This window comes from Frondihabitans sucicola (assembly GCF_030296615.1).
In the GTDB taxonomy this organism is placed as follows: Bacteria; Actinomycetota; Actinomycetes; order Actinomycetales; family Microbacteriaceae; genus Frondihabitans; species Frondihabitans sucicola.
The window spans coordinates 3,567,648-3,586,877 of record NZ_AP027732.1 but is presented as its reverse complement, the minus strand read 5'-3'; the positions used below and the strand labels follow the sequence as shown (position 1 = coordinate 3,586,877).

Here is a 19,230-nt window from a genome sequence, read left to right as displayed (position 1 = left end):
CACCTCAGAAGAAAGATCTCGAAAATGACAACGACGTCTGTTGGCGCCCCGGCCAAGGACAGCGAAGGCGCACGCGTTCGCATCCAGCGGTTCGGTGCCTTTCTCTCCGGCATGGTCATGCCCAACATCGCGATCTTCATCGCGTGGGGCTTCATCACCGCCTTCTTCATCCAGACCGGCTGGACGCCCGTCGGCATCCTCGGTGGCTTCGGCACGACCGGCGGGGTGGCCAACATCGGCCTCGTCGGGCCGATCATCACCTACCTGATCCCGCTGGCGATCGCCTTCCAGGGTGGGCGGATGGTCTACGACGTCCGCGGTGCCGTCGTCGGAGCCGTCTTCACCATGGGCGTCATCGTCGGTGCGAACGGCACCACGATGATCCTCGGCGCCATGATCTGTGGCCCGCTCGGCGCCTACCTGATCAAGCAGATCGACAAGCTCTGGGACGGCAAGATCCGACCCGGATTCGAGATGCTGGTCAACAACTACGCGGCCGGCATCCTCGGCTTCGGTCTCGCCCTGATCGGCTTCTTCTGGCTCGCGCCGCTGTTCAAGCTGATCGCCACCGGCCTCGGCCACGCGGTCGAGGCGCTGATCAACGTGCACCTGCTGCCGCTGGCGAGCATCATCATCGAGCCGGCGAAGATCCTGTTCCTCAACAACGCGATCAACCACGGTGTCCTCGACCAGCTGGGTGTCCAGCAGGTCCAGCAGACCGGCAAGTCGATCTTCTTCCTGCTCGAGGCGAACCCCGGCCCCGGTCTCGGCATCCTGCTCGCCTTCACGTTCTTCGGCATCGGCGCGTCGCGTGCCTCGGCTCCCGGCGCGATCATCATCCAGTTCTTCGGTGGCATCCACGAGATCTACTTCCCCTTCGTGCTGCAGAAGCCGATCCTGCTCATCGCCGTCATCCTCGGCGGCGCCACGGGTGTCGGTACCAACGTCGCCTTCAACTCGGGTCTCGTCGCTCCGGCCTCGCCGGGTTCGATCATCGCGGTGCTCGCGCAGACCTCGCGTGACAGCTACGTGGGCGTGATCCTGTCGGTCATCCTCTCGGCGGCCGTCTCGGGCGTCGTGGCCTCGCTCCTGCTCATCGCCAGCCGCAAGCGCGACCTGGCCGCGGGTGGCGGCGACATGGCCGACGCTCTCGCCAAGATGCAGGGCATGAAGGGGCGCGACGCCAACGCCGCGACCACCGGCCTGCTCGGCAACAACGCTCCCGCGACCGAGTCCGAGGCCGAGTCGACCTTCGGCGGAACGGGTGTCGCCGGTGGCGGCGCCGGTGCCACGACGGCCACCCGCATCGACAACATCGTGTTCGCCTGCGACGCCGGCATGGGGTCCAGTGCGATGGGTGCCAGCGTGTTGCGCAACAAGATCAAGAAGGCCGGCATCGAAGGGGTCACGGTCGTCAACAAGTCGATCGCCAACCTCACCGGTGACGAAGAGCTGATCATCACCCACAAAGATCTCACCGACCGTGCCAGGCAGAAGAGCCCCAACGCTCAGCACGTCTCCGTCGACAACTTCATGAACTCGCCGAAGTACGACGAGGTCGTCGAAGAGATCTCCCACCAGAACTGACCAGAAAGTAGCATCAGGCCATGACCAATCCCGTCCTCCAGAAGAGCCAGATCCGCGCCGAAGGCACAGCCACCACGAAGTTGGAGGCGATGCGCGAGGCCACTGACATCCTTGTGGAGGCGGGGTCGGTCACGGCCGAGTACCTGCCCGCGATGATCGAGCGTGAGAAGAGCGTCTCGACGTACATGGGCAACTTCCTCGCCATCCCGCACGGCACCAACGAGGCGAAAGACGCGATCCTGGCGTCCGCGCTCTCGTTCGTGCGCTACTCCACGCCGATCGACTGGGACGGAAACCCGGTCTACTTCGTCGTCGGCATAGCGGGCATCGAGAACGAGCACCTCGAGATCCTGTCGAAGATCGCCATCATCTTCTCCGACGACGACCAGGTGCAGGCCCTGCGCGACGCCGCGGGGGTCGACGAGATCTTCCAGCAGCTCGAAGACGTCAACGAATGAGCGTCGCCGTCCACTTCGGCGCCGGCAACATCGGGCGCGGATTCGTGGGGCTGCTGCTCCACGAGGCCGGGTACGACGTCGTCTTCTCCGACGTCAACGCCGAGCTGATCGACGACCTGTCGGCCGCATCGTCTTACACCGTCCACGAGGTCGGACAGGGGGCGCAGGATCACGTCGTCACGCGCTTCTCGGCCCTCAACTCGGCCGCCGACCCCGACGCGGTCGTGGCTGCGGTGGCATCGGCCGACGTGGTCACCTGCGCGGTCGGTCCGAACGTCCTCCGCTTCATCGCCCCCGCGATCGCCCAGGGGCTGACCGCCCGCGACGCGTCGCTATCGCCGGTGGCGGTGATGGCCTGCGAGAACGCGATCAACGCCACCGACCGCCTCGAGGAGTTCATCGTGTCCGCCCTTCCCGGCGGAGTCGACGATCCTGCCCTCGCCAAGGCGATCTTCGCGAACACGGCCGTCGACCGCATCGTCCCGGCCCAGGCGCCGGGTCAGGGGCTGGACGTCACCGTCGAGACCTACTTCGAGTGGGCCATCGATCGCACGCCGTTCCACGGCGCCGAGCCGACGATCCCCGGCGTGCACTGGGTCGACGGCCTCGAGGCGTCCATCGAGCGCAAGCTCTTCACGGTCAACACGGGGCATGCGACGACGGCTTACCACGGCTTCCTCGCGGGAGCCGACAAGATCTCCGACGCCATCGCGCTGCCCGCCGTGCGCGAGAAGGTCGAGGCGGTGCTCGCCGAGACGAGCGCCTACCTGATCGCCAAGCACGAACTGAACGCGCAGGATCACGCCGCCTACGTCACGGCGATCCTGGGCCGCTTCGAGAACGTCGGCCTGCCCGACACCGTGACGCGCGTGGGGCGCCAGCCGCTCCGCAAGCTCTCTCGCGACGAGCGCTTCGTGTCGCCCGGCGCCGCGATCGCCGAACAGGGCACCGAGCCCACCGCGATCCTCGACGCGATGGGTGCCGCGCTCCGCTTCGACGTGTCGGACGACGAGCAGAGCGTCGAGCTCCAGGCGCTGCTGGCCGATGCGAGCCGCACCGATGTCGATCTCGCCACGGCCATCACCGGTCTCGACGAGTCGCACCCGCTGATCGTGCCCTTCGTCGAGCGGATCTCCGCCGCCCGCGCGTAGCATCCCGCCGCCCCCGGGCAGCACTCCGTGCCTTCACCCGAAAATCGGACAGAACACCGCGAATAATCGTGGTGTTTTGTCCGATTCTTGGTGCGGAGCGGATCAGGCGGCGGCGAGCCGCGACCGCACGAGGTCGCCGATGATGCCGTACACCCCCGCCTCGAGCGCCAGGAGCGCAGCCGACGACTCCTCGCGGGCGGCCAGCAGCGGCTGGTCGGGGTCGAGCGCGTCGGCACCGTCGACCGCGGGGAGGAGGCGTCGCGCGACGGCCTCGCCGTGGAGTCTGAGCAGGGTCGCCAGGCGGTGCGGCTCGAGCACGTCGGCGACCACGGCTCGCAGGACCCGGCGACCGACGCCCTCGGCGAGATCGCGGGTGAGCGGACCGGCGGGATCCTGTTGGGCGAGCGCGAGCGAGGCCTGGAGCTCGACGCTGGCGAACACGCCTGGCCACCCCCAGGCGTCGGCCAGCACGTCGTAGGGCGCGCTGACCGGGCGTGCGGCGCTGGGACGTTCCGCGAGCCAGCCGAGCGCGTAGCGGGCACTGCGCGGGTGTCGGAGCAGGTCGTTGGCGTACGACTCGTCGCTCGGAACGGCTCCCAGAGCGCCGGGGGAGAACGGCGTGGCCGGGTTGTCGTAGACGCGGCGATCGAAGTTGAACCGCGAGGTGAAGGCGCCGTCACGGGTGAGCTCGAGGGTCATCGACAGCCAGCTGCCGCGCTCGGGCGTCGCCATGGCGACGCGCAACTCGTCGCCGAGGGCGTCGATGTCGGCCGGGAGCGGGTGCTCGCGGGGGTGACCGGTCAGGTCGAGGGTCTCCAGTCGCGCGATCCTGGTCCCGTCGATGGAGGACCAGAACAGGGTTCCCTCCGCCCAGTCGGTGCCGTCGAGTGATCGGGCGAGGGAAGCCGCCATGCGCGCCTGCACCGGCAGGCCGGCCTCGAGCGCGGGGTCGGAGGGGCGGTCGGCGATCTCGGGGTCCACGGCAGGGCCTCTCGGGACAGGAACGGGAACAAAGGGAGCGAGCGACCCGGTGGTGAATTCGGGAGTCTCTCAGAGCCTACTCAGATAGGCCAGGAGGCGACCGGACGGAGTTGTATGGCGACGTGGGCACACCGATACGCCATCCCCTGGTCGACGAGATCACCGAGCGTGTCGTCCGAGTGGAGAGCCGGGCGACCGTCGTCCGCCTGAGCGCCCCCTTCGTCGATTTCCTCTCGCGTCCGGTGCTCGCGGGGCGTCGCGTGGCCCTGGTCACGCCCGAGTCCTCACGTCTCACGATCGGGCTGCGCTCAGCGCTCGTGGCAGCCGGTGGCGTCTGGGCGGTCACGACTCCGACCGGCTACCGCGACGGCATCACCGGCGTCGATCACCGGACCCTCGACGAAGCCGTCGCCGCCCCGGAGCCCTCGCTCGACCCCGAAGCCTCGCCCGACGCGCTCCCCGCGACCGTGAGCCCCGCCGTGAGCGTGACGACGCAGTTGAGCATCGACGTCACGCTCCTGCACACCGCAGCGCAGGAGGCCGTCCTCGGAGGCGCCCTCGAAGCGATGGGACTGGCCATCGGCGGCTACCACCCGCGTGCCTGGGGAGGCAGCGAACCGCTCGAGAAAGCCTGGGACACCTGGGCGATGACGCAGGATGCCAGGCATCGCGCTCCCGAACCGTCCCGCTACCTCGTCGAGGGGAGCGCTTCTCCGCCGCCGTCACGGCGCGCGTCACCGCCCGGGGCATCGAGGAGACGATCGCGCTGACCGCCGACGTGCCGGGCGGCACGGAGGGCCTCGACGCGGCCATCGCGCGGCTCGGCGAAGCGCTCGGTGCCCTGACGCGGACCTCGCTGCCCACCTTCGCCCTCGTGCTCGCGCGCGAGGGGAGCCCGACCGCTGTTTCCGCCCGGTGACCTACCCGCCGCCGAATCCGGTCGTGCTGCTCATCGGGGCGCCGTCCGTGCGCAGGCTCGACTTGCACGAGCAGATCTTCGCCGCCGAGCAGGACGTCGTCGTCGTCGGACGGCCCGCCGGGCCCGCCTACCTTCTGCCCCTCGGCGACGCGCAGCACTCGGGCTGGGACGCTCTTCACGACGCGCTCGACTCGGTCGGGTCGGAGCGCCTCACCACGCTCGTCGAGCCGCCGCTGCTCCAGGCCTGGGAAGACGATCTTCACGGAGACCTCGACCGGCACGGTGAACCGCACCCGCACGACACCACGCCGCAAGCGCCAGACGCAGCCGGAAGCGGTGAGCCCGATGCCTCGTGAGATCACCATCCTCTCGAGCGAGGACCACGACCTGTACGCGCTCGCCCACGCGGCCGAGGGGATCGCCGGCGCGGCGTCCGTCCGAGAGATCGACGACGGAGCCGCCGTCCAGGTGCTGCGCGAAGACGGCGTCAGCCTGCTGACCGTCTACGCGCCCCGCCAACTGCACACCTACGGCGAGATCGAGCGGCTGCTGCCCGACGCTCCCGACGTCACCCTTCCCACCTGGTGGAGCGACGCATTCGCGCCGTGGGGTGAGGTGGGGGAGGCCGGTGTCAGCATTGCCCTTCGCCTGGCCCTCGGGTTGGGGGCTGTCTGCCTCGTGGAGGATTGAGCGCCGAGCCCCTTCTGCCCCAAAACGTTTCCCGGACAATTCACCCTGCCGCGGCAGGGTGAATTGTCCGGGAAACGTCTTACGGCAGAGCGTCAGGAGTGACGACTAGGGGCGGCCTCGCAGCACGGCGGCCTTGACCTCCGCGATGGCCTGGGTGACCTGGATGCCACGAGGGCAGGCCTCGGTGCAGTTGAAGGTGGTGCGGCAGCGCCAGACGCCCTCTTTGTCGTTGAGGATGTCGAGGCGGACCTCGGAGGCCTCGTCGCGCGAGTCGAAGATGAAGCGGTGCGCGTTGACGATGGCGGCCGGACCGAAGTACTGGCCGTCGGTCCAGAACACGGGGCACGACGAGGTGCACGCCGCGCAGAGGATGCACTTGGTGGTGTCGTCGAAGCGAGCACGCTGCTCGACGCTCTGCAGACGCTCCTTGTCGGGCTTCGACGACGCCTGGAGGAACGGCTGCACCTCACGGAACGAGGCGAAGAAGGGCTCCATGTTGACGACGAGGTCTTTCTCCAGGGGAAGACCCTTGATCGCCTCGACGTAGACCGGCTTCTCGATGTCGAGGTCTTTCATCAGCGTCTTGCAGGCCAGTCGGTTGCGCCCGTTGATGCGCATGGCGTCGGAACCGCAGACACCGTGAGCGCAGGATCGACGGAAGGTCAGCGAGCCGTCCTGCTCCCACTTGATCTGGTGCAGTGCGTCGAGCACGCGGTCGGTCGGCAGCATCTCGACCGAGAACTCCTGCCAGCGCGGCTCGGTGTCGACGTCCGGGTCGAAGCGGCGGATCATCAACGTCGCGGTGAACTTCTGGATGGCGTCGGCGGCGGCCGGGCGCTCTTCGAGAACAGTGCTCATCTCAGTACTTCCGTTCCATCGGCTGGTAGTTCGTGATGACGACCGGCTTGGTCGAGAGCTTGATGTGGTCGCCGGCGTCGGCGGAGTGGGCGTCGCCGGTGAGGTACGCCATCGTGTGGACGAGCCACTTCTCGTCGTCGCGCTTCGGGAAGTCCTCGCGGAAGTGCCCGCCTCGGCTCTCCTCGCGCGACAGCGCCGAGTAGATGACGACTTCGGCGAGGTCGAGCAGGAAGCCCAGCTCGATCGCCTCGAGCAGGTCGGTGTTGAACCGCTTGCCCTTGTCCTGCACCGAGATGTTCTTGTAGCGCTCGCGCAGGTCGCCGATGACTTCGGTGACCTGGTTGAGGGTCTCCGCGGTGCGGAACACCTGCGCGTTCGTGTCCATCGACTCCTGCAGCTCGCGCCGGAGGGTCGAGATGCGCTCGGTGCCGGTGGCCGTCGAGACCTGGTGGATGAGGCCCTGGACGAACTCCGCGGCGTCGTCCGGGAGCGGGACGAAGTCGGCCGTCTGGACGTACGCGACCGCGTTGTCGCCGGCGCGCTTGCCGAAGACGTTGATGTCGAGCAGCGAGTTCGTGCCGAGGCGGTTGGAGCCGTGCACGCTCACGCAGGCGCACTCGCCCGCGGCGTAGAGGCCGGGCACGACGGTGTCGTTGTCTTGCAGCACCTCGGCCTTCACGTTGGTCGGGATGCCGCCCATCGCGTAGTGCGCCGTCGGCAGCACGGGCACCGGCTCGGTGTAGGGCTCGACGCCGAGGTAGGTGCGGGCGAACTCGGTGATGTCGGGCAGCTTGGCGTCGATCACCTCGGGAGAGAGGTGGGTGATGTCGAGGTACAGGTAATCCTTGTTCGGGCCGGCGCCGCGACCCTCGCGGATCTCCGTTCGCATGCAGCGGGCGACGATGTCGCGCGGCGCGAGGTCTTTGATCGTGGGGGCGTAGCGCTCCATGAAGCGTTCGCCCTCGCTGTTGCGGAGGATCGCCCCCTCGCCTCGGGCGGCCTCCGAGAGCAGGATCCCGAGCCCGGCGAGTCCGGTCGGGTGGAACTGGAAGAACTCCATGTCTTCGAGGGGAAGGCCCTTGCGCCAGATGATCCCGACGCCGTCACCGGTGAGGGTGTGCGCGTTGGAGGTCGTCTTGTAGATCTTGCCGAAACCGCCGGTCGCGAAGATGACGGCTTTGCCCTGGAAGACGTGCAGTTCGCCGGTCGCCAGCTCGTAGGCGACGACGCCGGCCGGGCGCTTCTGGCCGTCGACCTCGCCCATGATGAGGTCGAGCACGTAGAACTCGTTGAAGAAGTTGATGCCGAGCTTCACGCAGTTCTGGTACAGCGTCTGCAGGATCATGTGTCCGGTGCGGTCGGCCGCGTAGCAGGCCCGGCGCACGGGGTTCTTGCCGTGCTCGGCGGTGTGCCCGCCGAACCGGCGCTGGTCGATCTTGCCCTCCGGCGTGCGGTTGAACGGCAGGCCCATGTTCTCGAGTTCGAGGACGGCGGTGATGGCCTCTTTGGCGAGGATCTCGGCGGCATCCTGATCGACGAGGTAGTCGCCGCCCTTGACCGTGTCGAAGGTGTGCCACTCCCAGTTGTCCTCCTCGACGTTGGCGAGCGCGGCGGCCATGCCGCCCTGCGCTGCTCCGGTGTGCGAGCGCGTCGGGTAGAGCTTGGAGATGACCGCCGTCGAGGCGCCGGGCCCTGCCTGGATGGCGGCGCGCATGCCGGCACCGCCGGCACCGACGATGACGACGTCGTGCTGGTGGTAGTGGACGCCGTCGACGGTCTTCGTCGGGACGGTGGAGGAATCGGGGATGTCAGACACGGGAACTTTCCGGTGGGTCGTGATGCGAGAGGGGTGACGAACGGTGCCGGGGCTACTGCGCCGGGCAGAACGACGGGAGCTGCGACTGCAGGGCTCCTGAGGGGCACGGGTCGAACGTGTAGATGACCAGGGTGCCGAGCACGATCAGCACGATGCTGGACGCGAGGAGGGCGACGAGCATGATCCGGCGCAGCGTCGAGTTGGACACGTAGTCGTTGACGATGGTCCGCATGCCGTTCGAGCCGTGGATCAGCGCGAGCCAGAGCATGAGGGTGTCCCAGATCTGCCAGAACGGGCTCGCCCACTTGCCGGCCACGAACGCGAAGTCGACGGCTTTGACGCCACCCTCGTCGGCGATCAGGTTGGTGAAGAGGTGCCCGAAGATGAGCACGATCAGCAGGACTCCGCTGCCGCGCATGTAGAGCCAGGCCCACTTCTCCCAGTTGGTGCTGCGCCGGGAGACGCGCGCTGATCGGGGTGCTTCGACGGTTTCCGTGGTCATGATCAGAACTCCGAGAGGATGACGCCGATTTGGCGAGGGAGGAAGCCGGCCATGAGGATCACCCAGACCACGAGGACGAGCCAGAACATCAGGCGCTGACGCTTGGGACCGCCACCCCAGAAGTCGATCAGGATGATGCGGATGCCGTTGAGCGCGTGGAACATGATGGCGGCGACGAGCGCCGCTTCGCCGATGCCCATGATCGGCTGCTTGTACGTGTCGATGACAGCGTTGTACGCCCTCGGGCTCACGCGCAGGAGGGCGGAGTCGAGGATGTGCACGAGCAGGAAGAAGTAGATCGCGACGCCGGTGATGCGGTGCAGCACCCACGACCACATGCCTTCGCGGCCTCGATAGAGCGTGCCTTGGAAGCGACTCGGTCGCGGACGTGGGACGTTCGGTGCGGGTAGGACCCCTGTCGTCTGCTCGGCCATGAGCAACCCTCCAGGTGAATCGGGGTGTGTTCTCAGAACGTGACCATCCTAGGCATCCTCCCAGGTTGACGCCTCGAAGGCGGACCTAACTATCTCGATCCCGAGAGACCGGGCGGGGGCTCGGAAACCCCGGCCGTTACGGGGATCTGGCGGGTCAGGACGGAGCGATAGTGCCCGAGGAGTTCGTCGCCGAGCGCCTCCCAGGTGCGGCCCACGACGGCACGTCTTCCGGCCTCGCCGAAGCGCACCCGGAGACGTGGGTCGTCGACCAGCGCGAGCACTCCGCGGCGCAGCGAGCGGGACTGGTGCGGGTCGAACAGGAAGCCGTCGACACCGTGTTCGACCAGATCGAGCGGGCCGCCGACCGCGGGGGCGACGACCGGGAGCCCGGCGGCGTGCGCCTCCTGCAGGGTCTGGCCGAAGGTCTCCGTCGTGCCCGTGTGCACGAAGACGTCCAGGGCGGCGTAGGCGGTCGCGAGCTCCTCGCCGCGGAGGGCGCCGAGGAAGACCGGATCGAGCGCGGACAGCTTGCGGGCCAGCCCCTGGCGCGCGGGACCGTCACCGACGAGCACGAGGCGGAGCCCGCGGATCCTGCGCAGTGCCTGGAGGCGTTCCAGCTCCTTCTCGGGAGCCAGGCGACCGACGTAGCCGACGGCGACCTCGTCCGGCGCTGCGAGGCGGGCTCGCAGGATCCGGGTCGCTTCGTCCGAACGCCGGTTCGGGTGGTAGAGCGCGCTGTCGACACCTCGGCCCCAGGTGGCGATCCGCTCGACGCCGATCCGCTCGAGATCGCGGCGGGAGGACTCGGACGGGACCAGCGTGAGGGTCGCGCCCGCGTGGATCCTGCGGATCATCTTCCACACCAGGGCGGCGCCGGCCGTTCCGAAGCCGTTGCCGCGCGCGTACTTCGCCATGTCCGTCTGGAAGACCGCCACGCTCGGGATTCCGAGGCGGCTCGCCGCCGTGATGGCCTGTGCTCCGAGGATGAACGGCGAGGCTGCGTGGATCACGTCCGGAGCGAAGCCGGCGAGCAGGCCGGACAGCTGCGGCCCCGGGATACCCACCGGGAACTGCCGGTAACCGACGGACGGCATGCGGTGGACCGGGAACCCGGCGAAGTGCGTCGGCCCCCTGCCGTCCGGGGCGACGATCATCGCCTCGTGTCCCCGGGCCCGGAGCTGCTCCACCACCCGGCAGACGCTCGTCGTGACCCCGTTCAGAGTCGGGAGAAAGCTCTCGGTCACGATGGCAACTCGCATCGGATCCCCTCCGTCGCTCGAGCCGAGACTAGGGATCCGGCGTGACGCGCGAGTGGCCGGTACGTGTCGAGTCCGTGCACCCGGCGGGGGCAGGGCGTCCGAGCCGATTTCCCGGGGTGCCGCCAGTAGGGTGTCGGCATGACGACAGCACGTGAGAGCCTCGACCGGTTCTACAGCATCATCCCGGCCGGCGGGATCGGGTCGCGCCTGTGGCCGCTCAGCCGCGCCGACGCCCCCAAGTTCCTGCACGACCTCACCGGCAGCGGCTCGACGCTCCTGCGCGGCACCTGGGATCGTCTCGCGCCGATCAACGGAGAGCAGCGCATCATGGTCGTCACCGGCCGCTCGCACCGCGCCGCCGTCGAAGCGCAGCTCCCGGCGCTCGACGACCACAACGTCGTGCTCGAGAGCGAGCCGAAAGACTCCACCGCCGCCATCGGTCTCGCCGCGGCCATCCTCGTCAAGCGCGAGCCCGACGTCATCATCGGATCGTTCGCGGCCGACCACGTCATCGCCGACCAGCGCGGATTCGTGCGCGCCGTCCACGAGGCGATCGCTGCCGCCGACGCGGGCTACATCGCCACCATCGGCATCACGCCGACGGAGCCGGCGATCGGGTTCGGCTACATCCACTGCGGCAAGCCGCTCGACATCGACGCTGCTCCTCACGCGAAGGCCGTCACCTCGTTCGTGGAGAAGCCCGAGCTGGAGACCGCCGAGGCGTATCTCCGCGACGGCAACTATCTCTGGAACGGCGGCATGTTCATCTCGCGCGCCGACGTGCTCCTGAAGCAGCTCGGCGAGACGCGCCCCGAGCTGCTCGCCGGTCTCCTCGAGCTGGCCGACGCGTGGGACACCTCCGCGCGCGGCGCGGTCGTCGACCGCATCTGGCCGAACCTCGAGAAGATCGCCATCGACTACACGGTGGCCGAGCCCGCTGCCGCTCAGGGGCGCCTCGCCGTGATCCCGGGCGACTTCGACTGGGACGACGTCGGCGACTTCGCCTCCATCGCCAAGCTGCACTCGAAGGGCCGAGCGTCGGATCTCGCCATCCTGGGCGAGAATGCGCGCGTTCTGGCCGACTCGTCCAGCGGCATCGTCGTCAGCCAGGGCGATCGCCTGATCTCCCTGATCGGCGTCACGGACATCGTCGTGGTCGACACCCCCGACGCCCTTCTGGTCACCACCAGCGCCAACGCCCAACGCGTCAAGAGCGTCGTCGACGCGCTGAAGCTCTCCGGTCGCAACGACGTCCTCTGATCCGAGGGGCAGGATCCCGCCCGCTCTCTAGCAGATCGGACGTAACGGCGCTGTTTCGTGATTGTCGCGAAGCGGTAACGCTTCGAGACCATCTCGGCGCCGGGTCAAATACTCCTCGTAACTTTGGGTAACCTCCATGACATAGTGCCCAGCGGACGATGCTGGACCGACTCTTGGAGGACACTTTGACTATCTCTGCGCGGAAGGCCGTTCTGGCCGGCCTTGCCATCGTGGGAGCCACGGCGATGCTCGCCGGCTGTGGCACGGCACCCTCGGCGACCAGCACGAAGACGAGCGCGAAGTCGAGCTACGTTCCGTGCATGGTCTCCGACGCCGGCGGCTTCGACGACAAGTCGTTCAACCAGCTCGGTCTCGACGGGCTCAAGGAGGGCGCGAGCGCGATCGGCGCCACCCCGAAGTCGGTCGAGTCGGCCGACCAGACCGTCTACGCCTCGAACATCTCGAGCCTCGTGAACCAGAAGTGCAACCTGATCATCACGGTCGGGTTCCTTCTCGCCGATGCGACCAAGGCGGCTGCCGCGGCCAACCCGAGCATCGACTTCGCGACGATCGACGACGCGTCGACCACGGCCGACAACGTGCGCCCGATCACCTTCAACACCTCGGAGGCCGCATTCCTCGGCGGCTATGCGGCCGCCAGCTACTCGAAGTCCGGCGTCGTCGGCACCTTCGGTGGTGCGCAGATCCCGACCGTCACGATCTTCATGGACGGATTCGCCGACGGCGTCGCCTACTACAACCAGCAGAAGAGCAAGGACGTCAAGCTGGTCGGCTGGAACGAGAAGACCCAGAAGGGCGTCTTCACCGGCGGCTTCGACGCCGGAACGGCTGCGAAGCAGTCCGCGCAGACGCTGCTCGACCAGAACGCCGACGTCATCATGCCCGTCGGTGGGCCGATCTACCAGAGCGCTGCACAGGCGGTCAAGGCGAAGAACGCCTCGACCGGCGACGGCATCACGCTGGTCGGCGTCGACTCCGACACCTACCAGACCGACCCGGCGAACAAGGCCCTCTTCCTGACGAGCGTCGAGAAGGGCATCGCCCCGGCCACGAAGGCCGTCGTCGAAGACGCCGCCAAGGGGAACTTCACGAAGACCCCGTACGTCGGCACCCTGAAGAACGACGGCGTCGGCCTGGCTCCGTTCCACGACTACACCAGCAAGATCGACTCGGGTCTCCCCGCCGAGCTCAAGAAGATCAAGGCCGGCATCATCGACGGGTCGATCACGGTCGACTCGCCCGCGTCGCTGACCAAGTAGCACTCCTGCGAAGGGCCCGGAGCGACTAACGTCGCTTCGGGCCCTCCGCCCTGTTCCGAACCCGAGAGGGAGTCCACCCGATGAAGCTCGAACTCCAGGGCATCACCAAACGCTTCGGCGCTCTCACCGCCAACGATCACATCAGCCTCACTGTCGAGCCTGGTGAGATCCACGCCCTGCTGGGTGAGAACGGCGCCGGCAAGTCCACCCTGATGAACGTCCTCTACGGCCTGTACCAGGCCGACGAGGGCGACATCCTGCTCGACGACGTCGTCCAGCACTTCGCCGGCCCGGGCGACGCCATGGCCGCGGGCATCGGCATGGTGCACCAGCACTTCATGCTCGTGCCGGTGTTCACGGTGGCCGAGAACGTCATGCTCGGCAACGAAGAGACGGGCTTCGGTGGTCGACTCGACCTGCCGGGCGCACGCGCCAAGGTCCGCGAGATCTCGAAGCGATTCGGCTTCGACGTCGATCCCGACGCGATCGTCGAAGAGCTGCCCGTCGGCGTGCAGCAGCGCGTCGAGATCATCAAGGCGCTCTCGCGCGATGCGAAGGTGCTCGTGTTCGACGAGCCGACCGCCGTGCTCACGCCGCAAGAAACAGACGAGCTGATGGCGATCATGCGCCAGCTGCGCGACGCGGGCACCGCCATCGTCTTCATCACGCACAAGCTCCGTGAGGTCCGCGAAGTGGCCAGCAGGATCACCGTCATCCGGCTCGGCAAGGTCGTCGGCGAGGCCTCTCCCACGGCTTCCAACGCCGAGCTCGCTTCGCTCATGGTCGGCCGTTCCGTCGAGCTCACCGTGCAGAAGGCTCCTGCCACCCCGGGCGCGGCCGCCCTCGTGGTCGAGGGCCTGAGGGTCATCGACGCGATCGGGCAGATCGTCGTCGACGACGTCTCGTTCGAGGTCCGCCGCGGCGAGATCCTCGCGATCGCCGGGGTCCAGGGCAACGGGCAGACGGAGCTGACCGAGGCGCTTCTGGGGCTCCAGGCGCGCGTCGAGGGGACGATCTCGCTCGACGGCAGATCCATCACGGGTCTGAGCGTCCGCAAGGTGCTCGACTCCGGCGTGGGCTTCGTGCCGGAGGACCGCACCGAAGACGGTCTCGTCGGTGAATTCACGATCGCCGAGAACCTCATGCTCGACCGCTCGTACGCCGGTCCCTTCGTGTCGAGGGGCTGGCTGAAGCTGATCGACCTGGCGAAGTTCGCCGGCGACAAGGTCGCGGAGTTCGACGTCCGCAGCCAGGGCATCGCGACTCCGGTCGGCCGCCTCTCCGGCGGAAACCAGCAGAAGGTCGTCCTCGCCCGAGAGCTGTCCCGCGACCTGCGCCTCTTCGTGGCCGCGCAGCCCACCCGAGGCATCGACGTCGGCTCGATCGAGTTCGTCCACAAGCGCATCGTGGCCACCCGAGACGAAGGCGTCCCGGTCATCGTGGTGTCGACGGAACTGGACGAGGTCGTCGCCCTGGCCGATCGCATCGCCGTGATGTACCGCGGGTCGATCATCGGAATCGTGCCGGCCGACACGCCTCGCGACGTCCTCGGTCTGATGATGGCCGGCGAGGTCCCACCCGAATATCAGCAGTCGCACGAACAGGAGCAACTCGCATGAGCGAGACCTCACCCACGCCACCCGGAGACACCGGGCTGGTCGAGTCCGAGGGAGCCGTGCAGACGACGCCCGAGGCGCCGCGAGAGTCGCGAGACGACCGGGCCTCCGGGATCCTGCGCGAGATCGTCTCCGGCAACGCGATGATCTCGGTCCTGGCCGTCGTGCTCGCCCTCGTGCTGAGCGGGATCCTGATCGCCGTCACCGACCCGACGGTGCAGTCGACGGCCGGGTACTTCTTCGCCAAGCCGAGCGACATGCTGAGTGCGGTGTGGCACTCCGTGTCGGTCGCCTACAGTTCCCTCTTCCAGGGCGCCATCATCAACTTCCAGGCGGTCGGCTTCCTCGCCGGCATCGCACCGCTGGCCAGCACCATCAACTTCGCGATGCCGCTGATCGTGGCCGGGCTCGGGGTCGCGCTGGCGTTCCGCGCGGGCATGTTCAACATCGGCGGCCAGGGGCAGATCCTGATCGGCGCGGCCTTCGCCGGCTGGGTCGGCTTCTCGTTCCACCTGCCGCTGGCCATCCACCTGCCGCTGGCGATCATCGCCGGCATCGCGGGCGGAGCCTTCTGGGGTGCCCTCGTCGGATTCCTGAAGGCACGGACGGGAGCGCACGAGGTGATCGTCACGATCATGCTCAACTACGTCGCCCTCTACCTGATCTCGTTCATGCTGCGCACCCCGGGCTGCTCCAGGCCAAGGGCTCGACGAACCCGCAGTCGCCGGCGACGCTGCCATCCGCGATCCTGCCCAGGCTCTTCGGGGTGCACTTCCCGGTGAGCGTCGGGTTCCTCGTGGTCATCGCGGCGACGATCTTCGTCGCCTGGCTCCTGAACCGATCGAGCCTCGGCTTCCGATTCCGCGCCGTCGGCGAGAACCCGCACGCGGCCCGCACGGCCGGGATCAACGTCAAGAACGTCTACGTGTACGCGATGCTGATCTCGGGCGCCCTGATCGGAATCGCCGGAGCCACGCAGGTACTCGGCACGCTCACGACCGGGTTCTCCTCGGGCATCGACGCGGGCATCGGCTTCGACGCGATCACGGTGGCACTGCTCGGACGCTCGCGCCCCTGGGGCGTCTTCGGAGCCGGTCTGCTCTTCGGCGCGCTGAAGGCGGGCGGCTACGCCATGCAGGCCGCGAACGGCGTGCCGATCGACATCGTGCTCGTCGTGCAGTCCCTCATCGTGCTGTTCGTGGCGGCCCCGCCGCTCGTGCGCACGATCTTCCGCATCCCTGCGCCGGGCCCGCGCCAGAAGCGAGTCCGACGCACCAACTCGAAGACGGCGGTGGTGACCAAGTGAGCGTCCTGACTCCCGATGTGGCCGTTCCGGCGGCCCCGACTCCCGGACTGACCATCACGCGCAGCCGGTCGTGGAAGGCGCCGATCGCCCTCGCGGCGTTCACGGTGCTGGCGATCCTGCTCTTCTTCGTCGCCGGCCGCAGCGGTCACTCGACCTTCCGCCTGTCGACGTCGACCGACTTCGTCAAGCTGCCGAACGCGGTCCTGCCGACTCACGGCACCGGCGTCGTCGTCACGATCGTCCTGGCGCTGATCACCCTCTTCGCCGCCTACCGCACTCTCGGCTACAAGAAGACGCCGATCTGGCTCATCGCGCTGTTCGGCGTCCTGTTCCTGGTCGGATTCCTCTCCTGGGCGGGCGCGAACAACTCGATCCTGGTGCCCGGTCTCCTGATCGGCTCGCTGAGCCTCTCGACACCGCTCATCTTCGGTGCCCTCGGCGGCGTCATCTCGGAGCGCGTCGGCGTCGTCAACGTCGCCATCGAAGGACAGCTGCTCGGCGGCGCCTTCGTGTCCGCGGTCGTCGCCAGCATCACCGGCTCGCTCTGGATCGGTCTCGTCAGCGCCATGATCGCCGGGGCGCTGGTGTCGATGGTGCTCGCGGTCTTCAGCATCCGCTACCTGGTCGACCAGGTCATCGTCGGCGTGGTCCTGAACGTGCTCGTGACCGGTCTGACGAGCTTCCTCTACTCGGAGGTGCTGACCAATTCGCCGGGTCTCAACAAGGGCCTCCTCTTCTCGCCGTTCGACATCCCTGTGCTGTCGAGGATCCCGCTGATCGGGCCGCTGCTCTTCCAGCAGAACGTCGTCGTGTACCTGATGTACGTCGCGATCGCCGCCGTGTGGTTCGGGCTGTTCAAGACGCGCTGGGGCCTGCGCCTCCGTGCCGTCGGCGAGCACCCGCAGGCGGCCGACACCGTTGGCATCCGAGTCAATGCCACACGCTTCTGGAACGTCTCCCTGGCCGGCGCCATCGCCGGGCTCGGAGGCGCGTTCTTCACCCTGGGGGACCTCGGCGAATTCCAGAAGACGATGACCGCCGGCGCCGGGTACATCGCCCTCGCTGCCGTCATCTTCGGTCGCTGGGATCCGATCCGGGCGACGCTGGCGGCCCTCCTGTTCGGCTTCGCCAGCAACCTGCAGAACGTCCTGAGCGTCGTCGGGTCACCGGTGCCGAGCGAGTTCATGCTGATGCTGCCGTACGTCGTGACGATCCTCGCCGTGGCGGGCCTCGTCGGCCAGTCGCGCGGCCCGGCCGCCTCCGGCAAGCCCTACATCAAGTCATGACCACCGTCGACTGGGGTCTTCTCCGCGCCACGGCCACGGCGGCCATGGAGAAGGCCTACGTGCCCTACTCCCGGTTCCCGGTGGGCGCCGCCGCGCTCACGGACGACGGCAGGATCGTCTCGGGCTGCAACGTCGAGAACGCGTCGTACGGTCTCACGCTGTGTGCCGAGTGCTCCCTCGTGTCCGACCTCGTCATGGGCGGTGGCGGCCACCTCGTCGCCTTCGCCTGCGTCGACGGCAACGGCGGAGTCCTCATGCCGTGCGGCCGCTGCCGTCAGCTGCTCTACGAGCACTCGGCGGAGGGCATGGTGCTCGACACCGTGTCCGGCTTCAAGACCATCGACGAGGTGATCCCGGACGCCTTCGGGCCTCGTCAACTCGACGCCTACCGCGCGTCGCAGCCGTGACCCGGCGTGACCCGGTCGTGATCCTGCGCCCGGCTTTTACGAACCTCTGGAGACATCTGTGAGTACCACCCCGCTTCCTCGGTCGAACCGTTCGACACCGTCGACCTGATCCGCGTCAAGCGGTCCTCCGGCGCTCTGTCGACCGAGCAGATCGACTGGCTGATCGACGCCTACACGCGCGGCTACGTCGGTGACGAGCAGATGGCCGCTCTGACGATGGCGATCTTCCTCAACGGCATGGAGAGACGCGAGATCCGCGACCTGACGCTCGCCATGATCGCCTCCGGCTCGACCATGGACTTCTCGTCGCTGTCGAAGACGACCGTCGACAAGCACTCGACCGGGGAGTCGGCGACAAGATCACCCTCCCGTTGGCGCCGCTCGTCGCGTCGTTCGGCGTCGCCGTGCCGCAGCTCTCCGGCCGTGGTCTCGGCCACACCGGCGGAACGCTCGACAAACTCGAGTCGATCCCCGGCTGGCAGGCATCGATCTCGAACGAGCGGATGCGCGAGATCCTCGACGAGGTCGGAGCCGTGGTGTGCGCCGCCGGGTCGGGCCTCGCGCCGGCCGACGGCAAGCTGTACGCGCTGCGCGACATCACCGGAACCGTCGAGGCGATCCCCTGATCGCCTCGTCGATCATGTCCAAGAAGATCGCCGAAGGCACGGCGGCGCTCGTGCTCGACGTCAAGTTCGGGTCCGGCGCCTTCATCCAGGACATCGCGGCCTCGCGCGAGCTGGCACGCACGATGGTCGACCTCGGCAAAGACGCGGGCGTCACCACCTCGGCGCTCCTGACCGACATGAACACGCCTCTCGGCCTCACCATCGGCAACGCGCTCGAGGTGCGGGAGTCGCTCGAGACGCTCGCCGGAGGCGGTCCGGCCGACATCCGCGAGCTCACGGTCGCGCTCGCGCGCGAGATGCTCGCCCTGGCCGGGCAGCCGGATGCCGACGTCGAGGCGGCCCTCGACGACGGTCGCGCGATGGACACCTGGCGGGCCATGATCTCCGCCCAGGGCGGCGATCCGTCGGCTCCGCTTCCGACGGCTCCTGAGACGCACGTGGTGCCGGCACCGTCGTCGGGCTACCTCGTCACGCAAGAAGCGCTGCCCTTCGGCATCGGTGCCTGGCGACTCGGCGCGGGGCGCGCGCGGAAGCAGGATCCCGTGGTCGCCTCGGCCGGGATCGAGCTGCATGCGAAGCCGGGCGATCGCGTCACGGAGGGGCAGCCGCTGTTCACTCTCCACGCCGAGGATCCGTCGCGGTTCGCCCGCGCCCTCGAGGCCGTCGAGGGCGCCTGGGCCATCGGCGATTCGGCGCCCGCCGTCGGACCGCGGGTCGTGGAGCGAATCTCCTAAGTTCTCTCCGGCTGCTTGTGGCCCGCATCCAGATTGATGCTTCGTCCTCCTAGTAGGTTT

At 68.2% G+C, this 19,230-nt stretch carries 15 protein-coding genes and 3 pseudogenes; 12 read left to right on the top strand and 6 right to left on the bottom strand.

What is annotated here, in order from left to right:
• Positions 1-24: 24 nt before the first annotated feature.
• Genes QUE79_RS18435 through QUE79_RS18425 form a run of 3 tightly spaced genes read left to right on the top strand, consistent with a single transcriptional unit; the run spans position 25 to position 3,196 of the window.
• Positions 25-1,587 carry a PTS mannitol transporter subunit IIBC gene (locus QUE79_RS18435; protein ID WP_286344341.1) on the top strand — a complete coding sequence of 521 codons (1,563 nt, stop codon included), beginning with the start codon at positions 25-27 and terminating at the stop codon, positions 1,585-1,587.
• A 20-nt stretch (positions 1,588-1,607) separates the two neighbouring features.
• Entirely contained in the window at positions 1,608-2,045 is a 438-nt protein-coding gene (locus QUE79_RS18430) for a PTS mannitol transporter subunit IIA (protein WP_286344340.1), read from the top strand.
• Positions 2,042-3,196, top strand: a complete 1,155-nt coding sequence (locus tag QUE79_RS18425) for a mannitol-1-phosphate 5-dehydrogenase (RefSeq protein ID WP_286344339.1) — start codon at positions 2,042-2,044, stop codon at positions 3,194-3,196. Before QUE79_RS18430 ends, QUE79_RS18425 begins: the two co-directional genes overlap by 4 nt.
• 102 nt (positions 3,197-3,298) lie before the next feature.
• On the opposite strand, the gene QUE79_RS18420 is transcribed toward QUE79_RS18425, so the two are convergent.
• Complete coding sequence (locus tag QUE79_RS18420; RefSeq protein WP_286344338.1) at positions 3,299-4,177, bottom strand: hypothetical protein; 879 nt, start codon at positions 4,175-4,177, stop codon at positions 3,299-3,301.
• A 122-nt stretch (positions 4,178-4,299) separates the two neighbouring features.
• Here QUE79_RS18420 and QUE79_RS26350 point away from each other — a divergent pair.
• Positions 4,300-5,452: pseudogene (locus QUE79_RS26350) on the top strand (DUF6177 family protein).
• Entirely contained in the window at positions 5,442-5,786 is a 345-nt protein-coding gene (locus tag QUE79_RS18400; protein ID WP_286344334.1) for a hypothetical protein, read from the top strand. The pseudogene QUE79_RS26350 and the gene QUE79_RS18400 overlap by 11 nt, the downstream one beginning before the upstream one ends.
• Before the next feature lie 105 nt (positions 5,787-5,891).
• On the opposite strand, the gene QUE79_RS18395 is transcribed toward QUE79_RS18400, so the two are convergent.
• From QUE79_RS18395 to QUE79_RS18375, 5 genes are all read right to left on the bottom strand, one after another.
• Positions 5,892-6,644, bottom strand: coding sequence for a succinate dehydrogenase iron-sulfur subunit (locus tag QUE79_RS18395; protein WP_286344333.1), 753 nt, complete (start codon positions 6,642-6,644; stop codon positions 5,892-5,894).
• Position 6,645: 1 nt separating this feature from the next.
• Positions 6,646-8,460 carry a succinate dehydrogenase flavoprotein subunit gene (gene sdhA, locus QUE79_RS18390; RefSeq protein WP_286344332.1) on the bottom strand — a complete coding sequence of 605 codons (1,815 nt, stop codon included), beginning with the start codon at positions 8,458-8,460 and terminating at the stop codon, positions 6,646-6,648.
• Between the two features lie 52 nt (positions 8,461-8,512).
• Positions 8,513-8,962, bottom strand: a complete 450-nt coding sequence (locus QUE79_RS18385) for a succinate dehydrogenase hydrophobic membrane anchor subunit (protein ID WP_286344331.1) — start codon at positions 8,960-8,962, stop codon at positions 8,513-8,515.
• Between the two features lie 2 nt (positions 8,963-8,964).
• The gene (sdhC, locus tag QUE79_RS18380) at positions 8,965-9,396 is read right to left on the bottom strand and encodes a succinate dehydrogenase, cytochrome b556 subunit (protein WP_286344330.1); all 432 of its coding nucleotides are present in this window, start codon (positions 9,394-9,396) and stop codon (positions 8,965-8,967) included.
• 89 nt (positions 9,397-9,485) lie between these two features.
• Entirely contained in the window at positions 9,486-10,640 is a 1,155-nt protein-coding gene (locus tag QUE79_RS18375; RefSeq protein WP_350271584.1) for a glycosyltransferase family 4 protein, read from the bottom strand.
• A gap of 153 nt (positions 10,641-10,793) precedes the next feature.
• On the opposite strand from QUE79_RS18375, the gene QUE79_RS18370 reads away from it, so the two are divergent.
• From QUE79_RS18370 to QUE79_RS18340, 7 genes and pseudogenes are all read left to right on the top strand, one after another.
• Positions 10,794-11,915, top strand: coding sequence for a mannose-1-phosphate guanylyltransferase (locus QUE79_RS18370; RefSeq protein ID WP_286344328.1), 1,122 nt, complete (start codon positions 10,794-10,796; stop codon positions 11,913-11,915).
• 185 nt (positions 11,916-12,100) lie between these two features.
• Positions 12,101-13,195 (top strand): BMP family lipoprotein, encoded by a 1,095-nt coding sequence (locus tag QUE79_RS18365; protein WP_286344327.1) that lies wholly within the window; start codon positions 12,101-12,103, stop codon positions 13,193-13,195.
• 80 nt (positions 13,196-13,275) lie between these two features.
• Positions 13,276-14,814: an ABC transporter ATP-binding protein gene (locus QUE79_RS18360; RefSeq protein ID WP_286344326.1), complete on the top strand. Its 1,539-nt coding sequence runs from the start codon at positions 13,276-13,278 to the stop codon at positions 14,812-14,814.
• A pseudogene (locus QUE79_RS18355) lies at positions 14,811-16,117 on the top strand (ABC transporter permease). Before QUE79_RS18360 ends, QUE79_RS18355 begins: the two are co-directional and overlap by 4 nt.
• Positions 16,114-17,403 carry an ABC transporter permease gene (locus QUE79_RS18350; protein WP_434011017.1) on the top strand — a complete coding sequence of 430 codons (1,290 nt, stop codon included), beginning with the start codon at positions 16,114-16,116 and terminating at the stop codon, positions 17,401-17,403. The pseudogene QUE79_RS18355 and the gene QUE79_RS18350 overlap by 4 nt, the downstream one beginning before the upstream one ends.
• A complete protein-coding gene (locus tag QUE79_RS18345) occupies positions 17,400-17,810 on the top strand; it encodes a cytidine deaminase (protein WP_286344325.1) in 411 nt (136 codons plus the stop codon). The genes QUE79_RS18350 and QUE79_RS18345 overlap by 4 nt, the downstream gene beginning before the upstream one ends.
• A gap of 54 nt (positions 17,811-17,864) precedes the next feature.
• Positions 17,865-19,170, top strand: a pseudogene (locus tag QUE79_RS18340) (thymidine phosphorylase).
• The last annotated feature ends 60 nt before the right edge of the window (positions 19,171-19,230 follow it).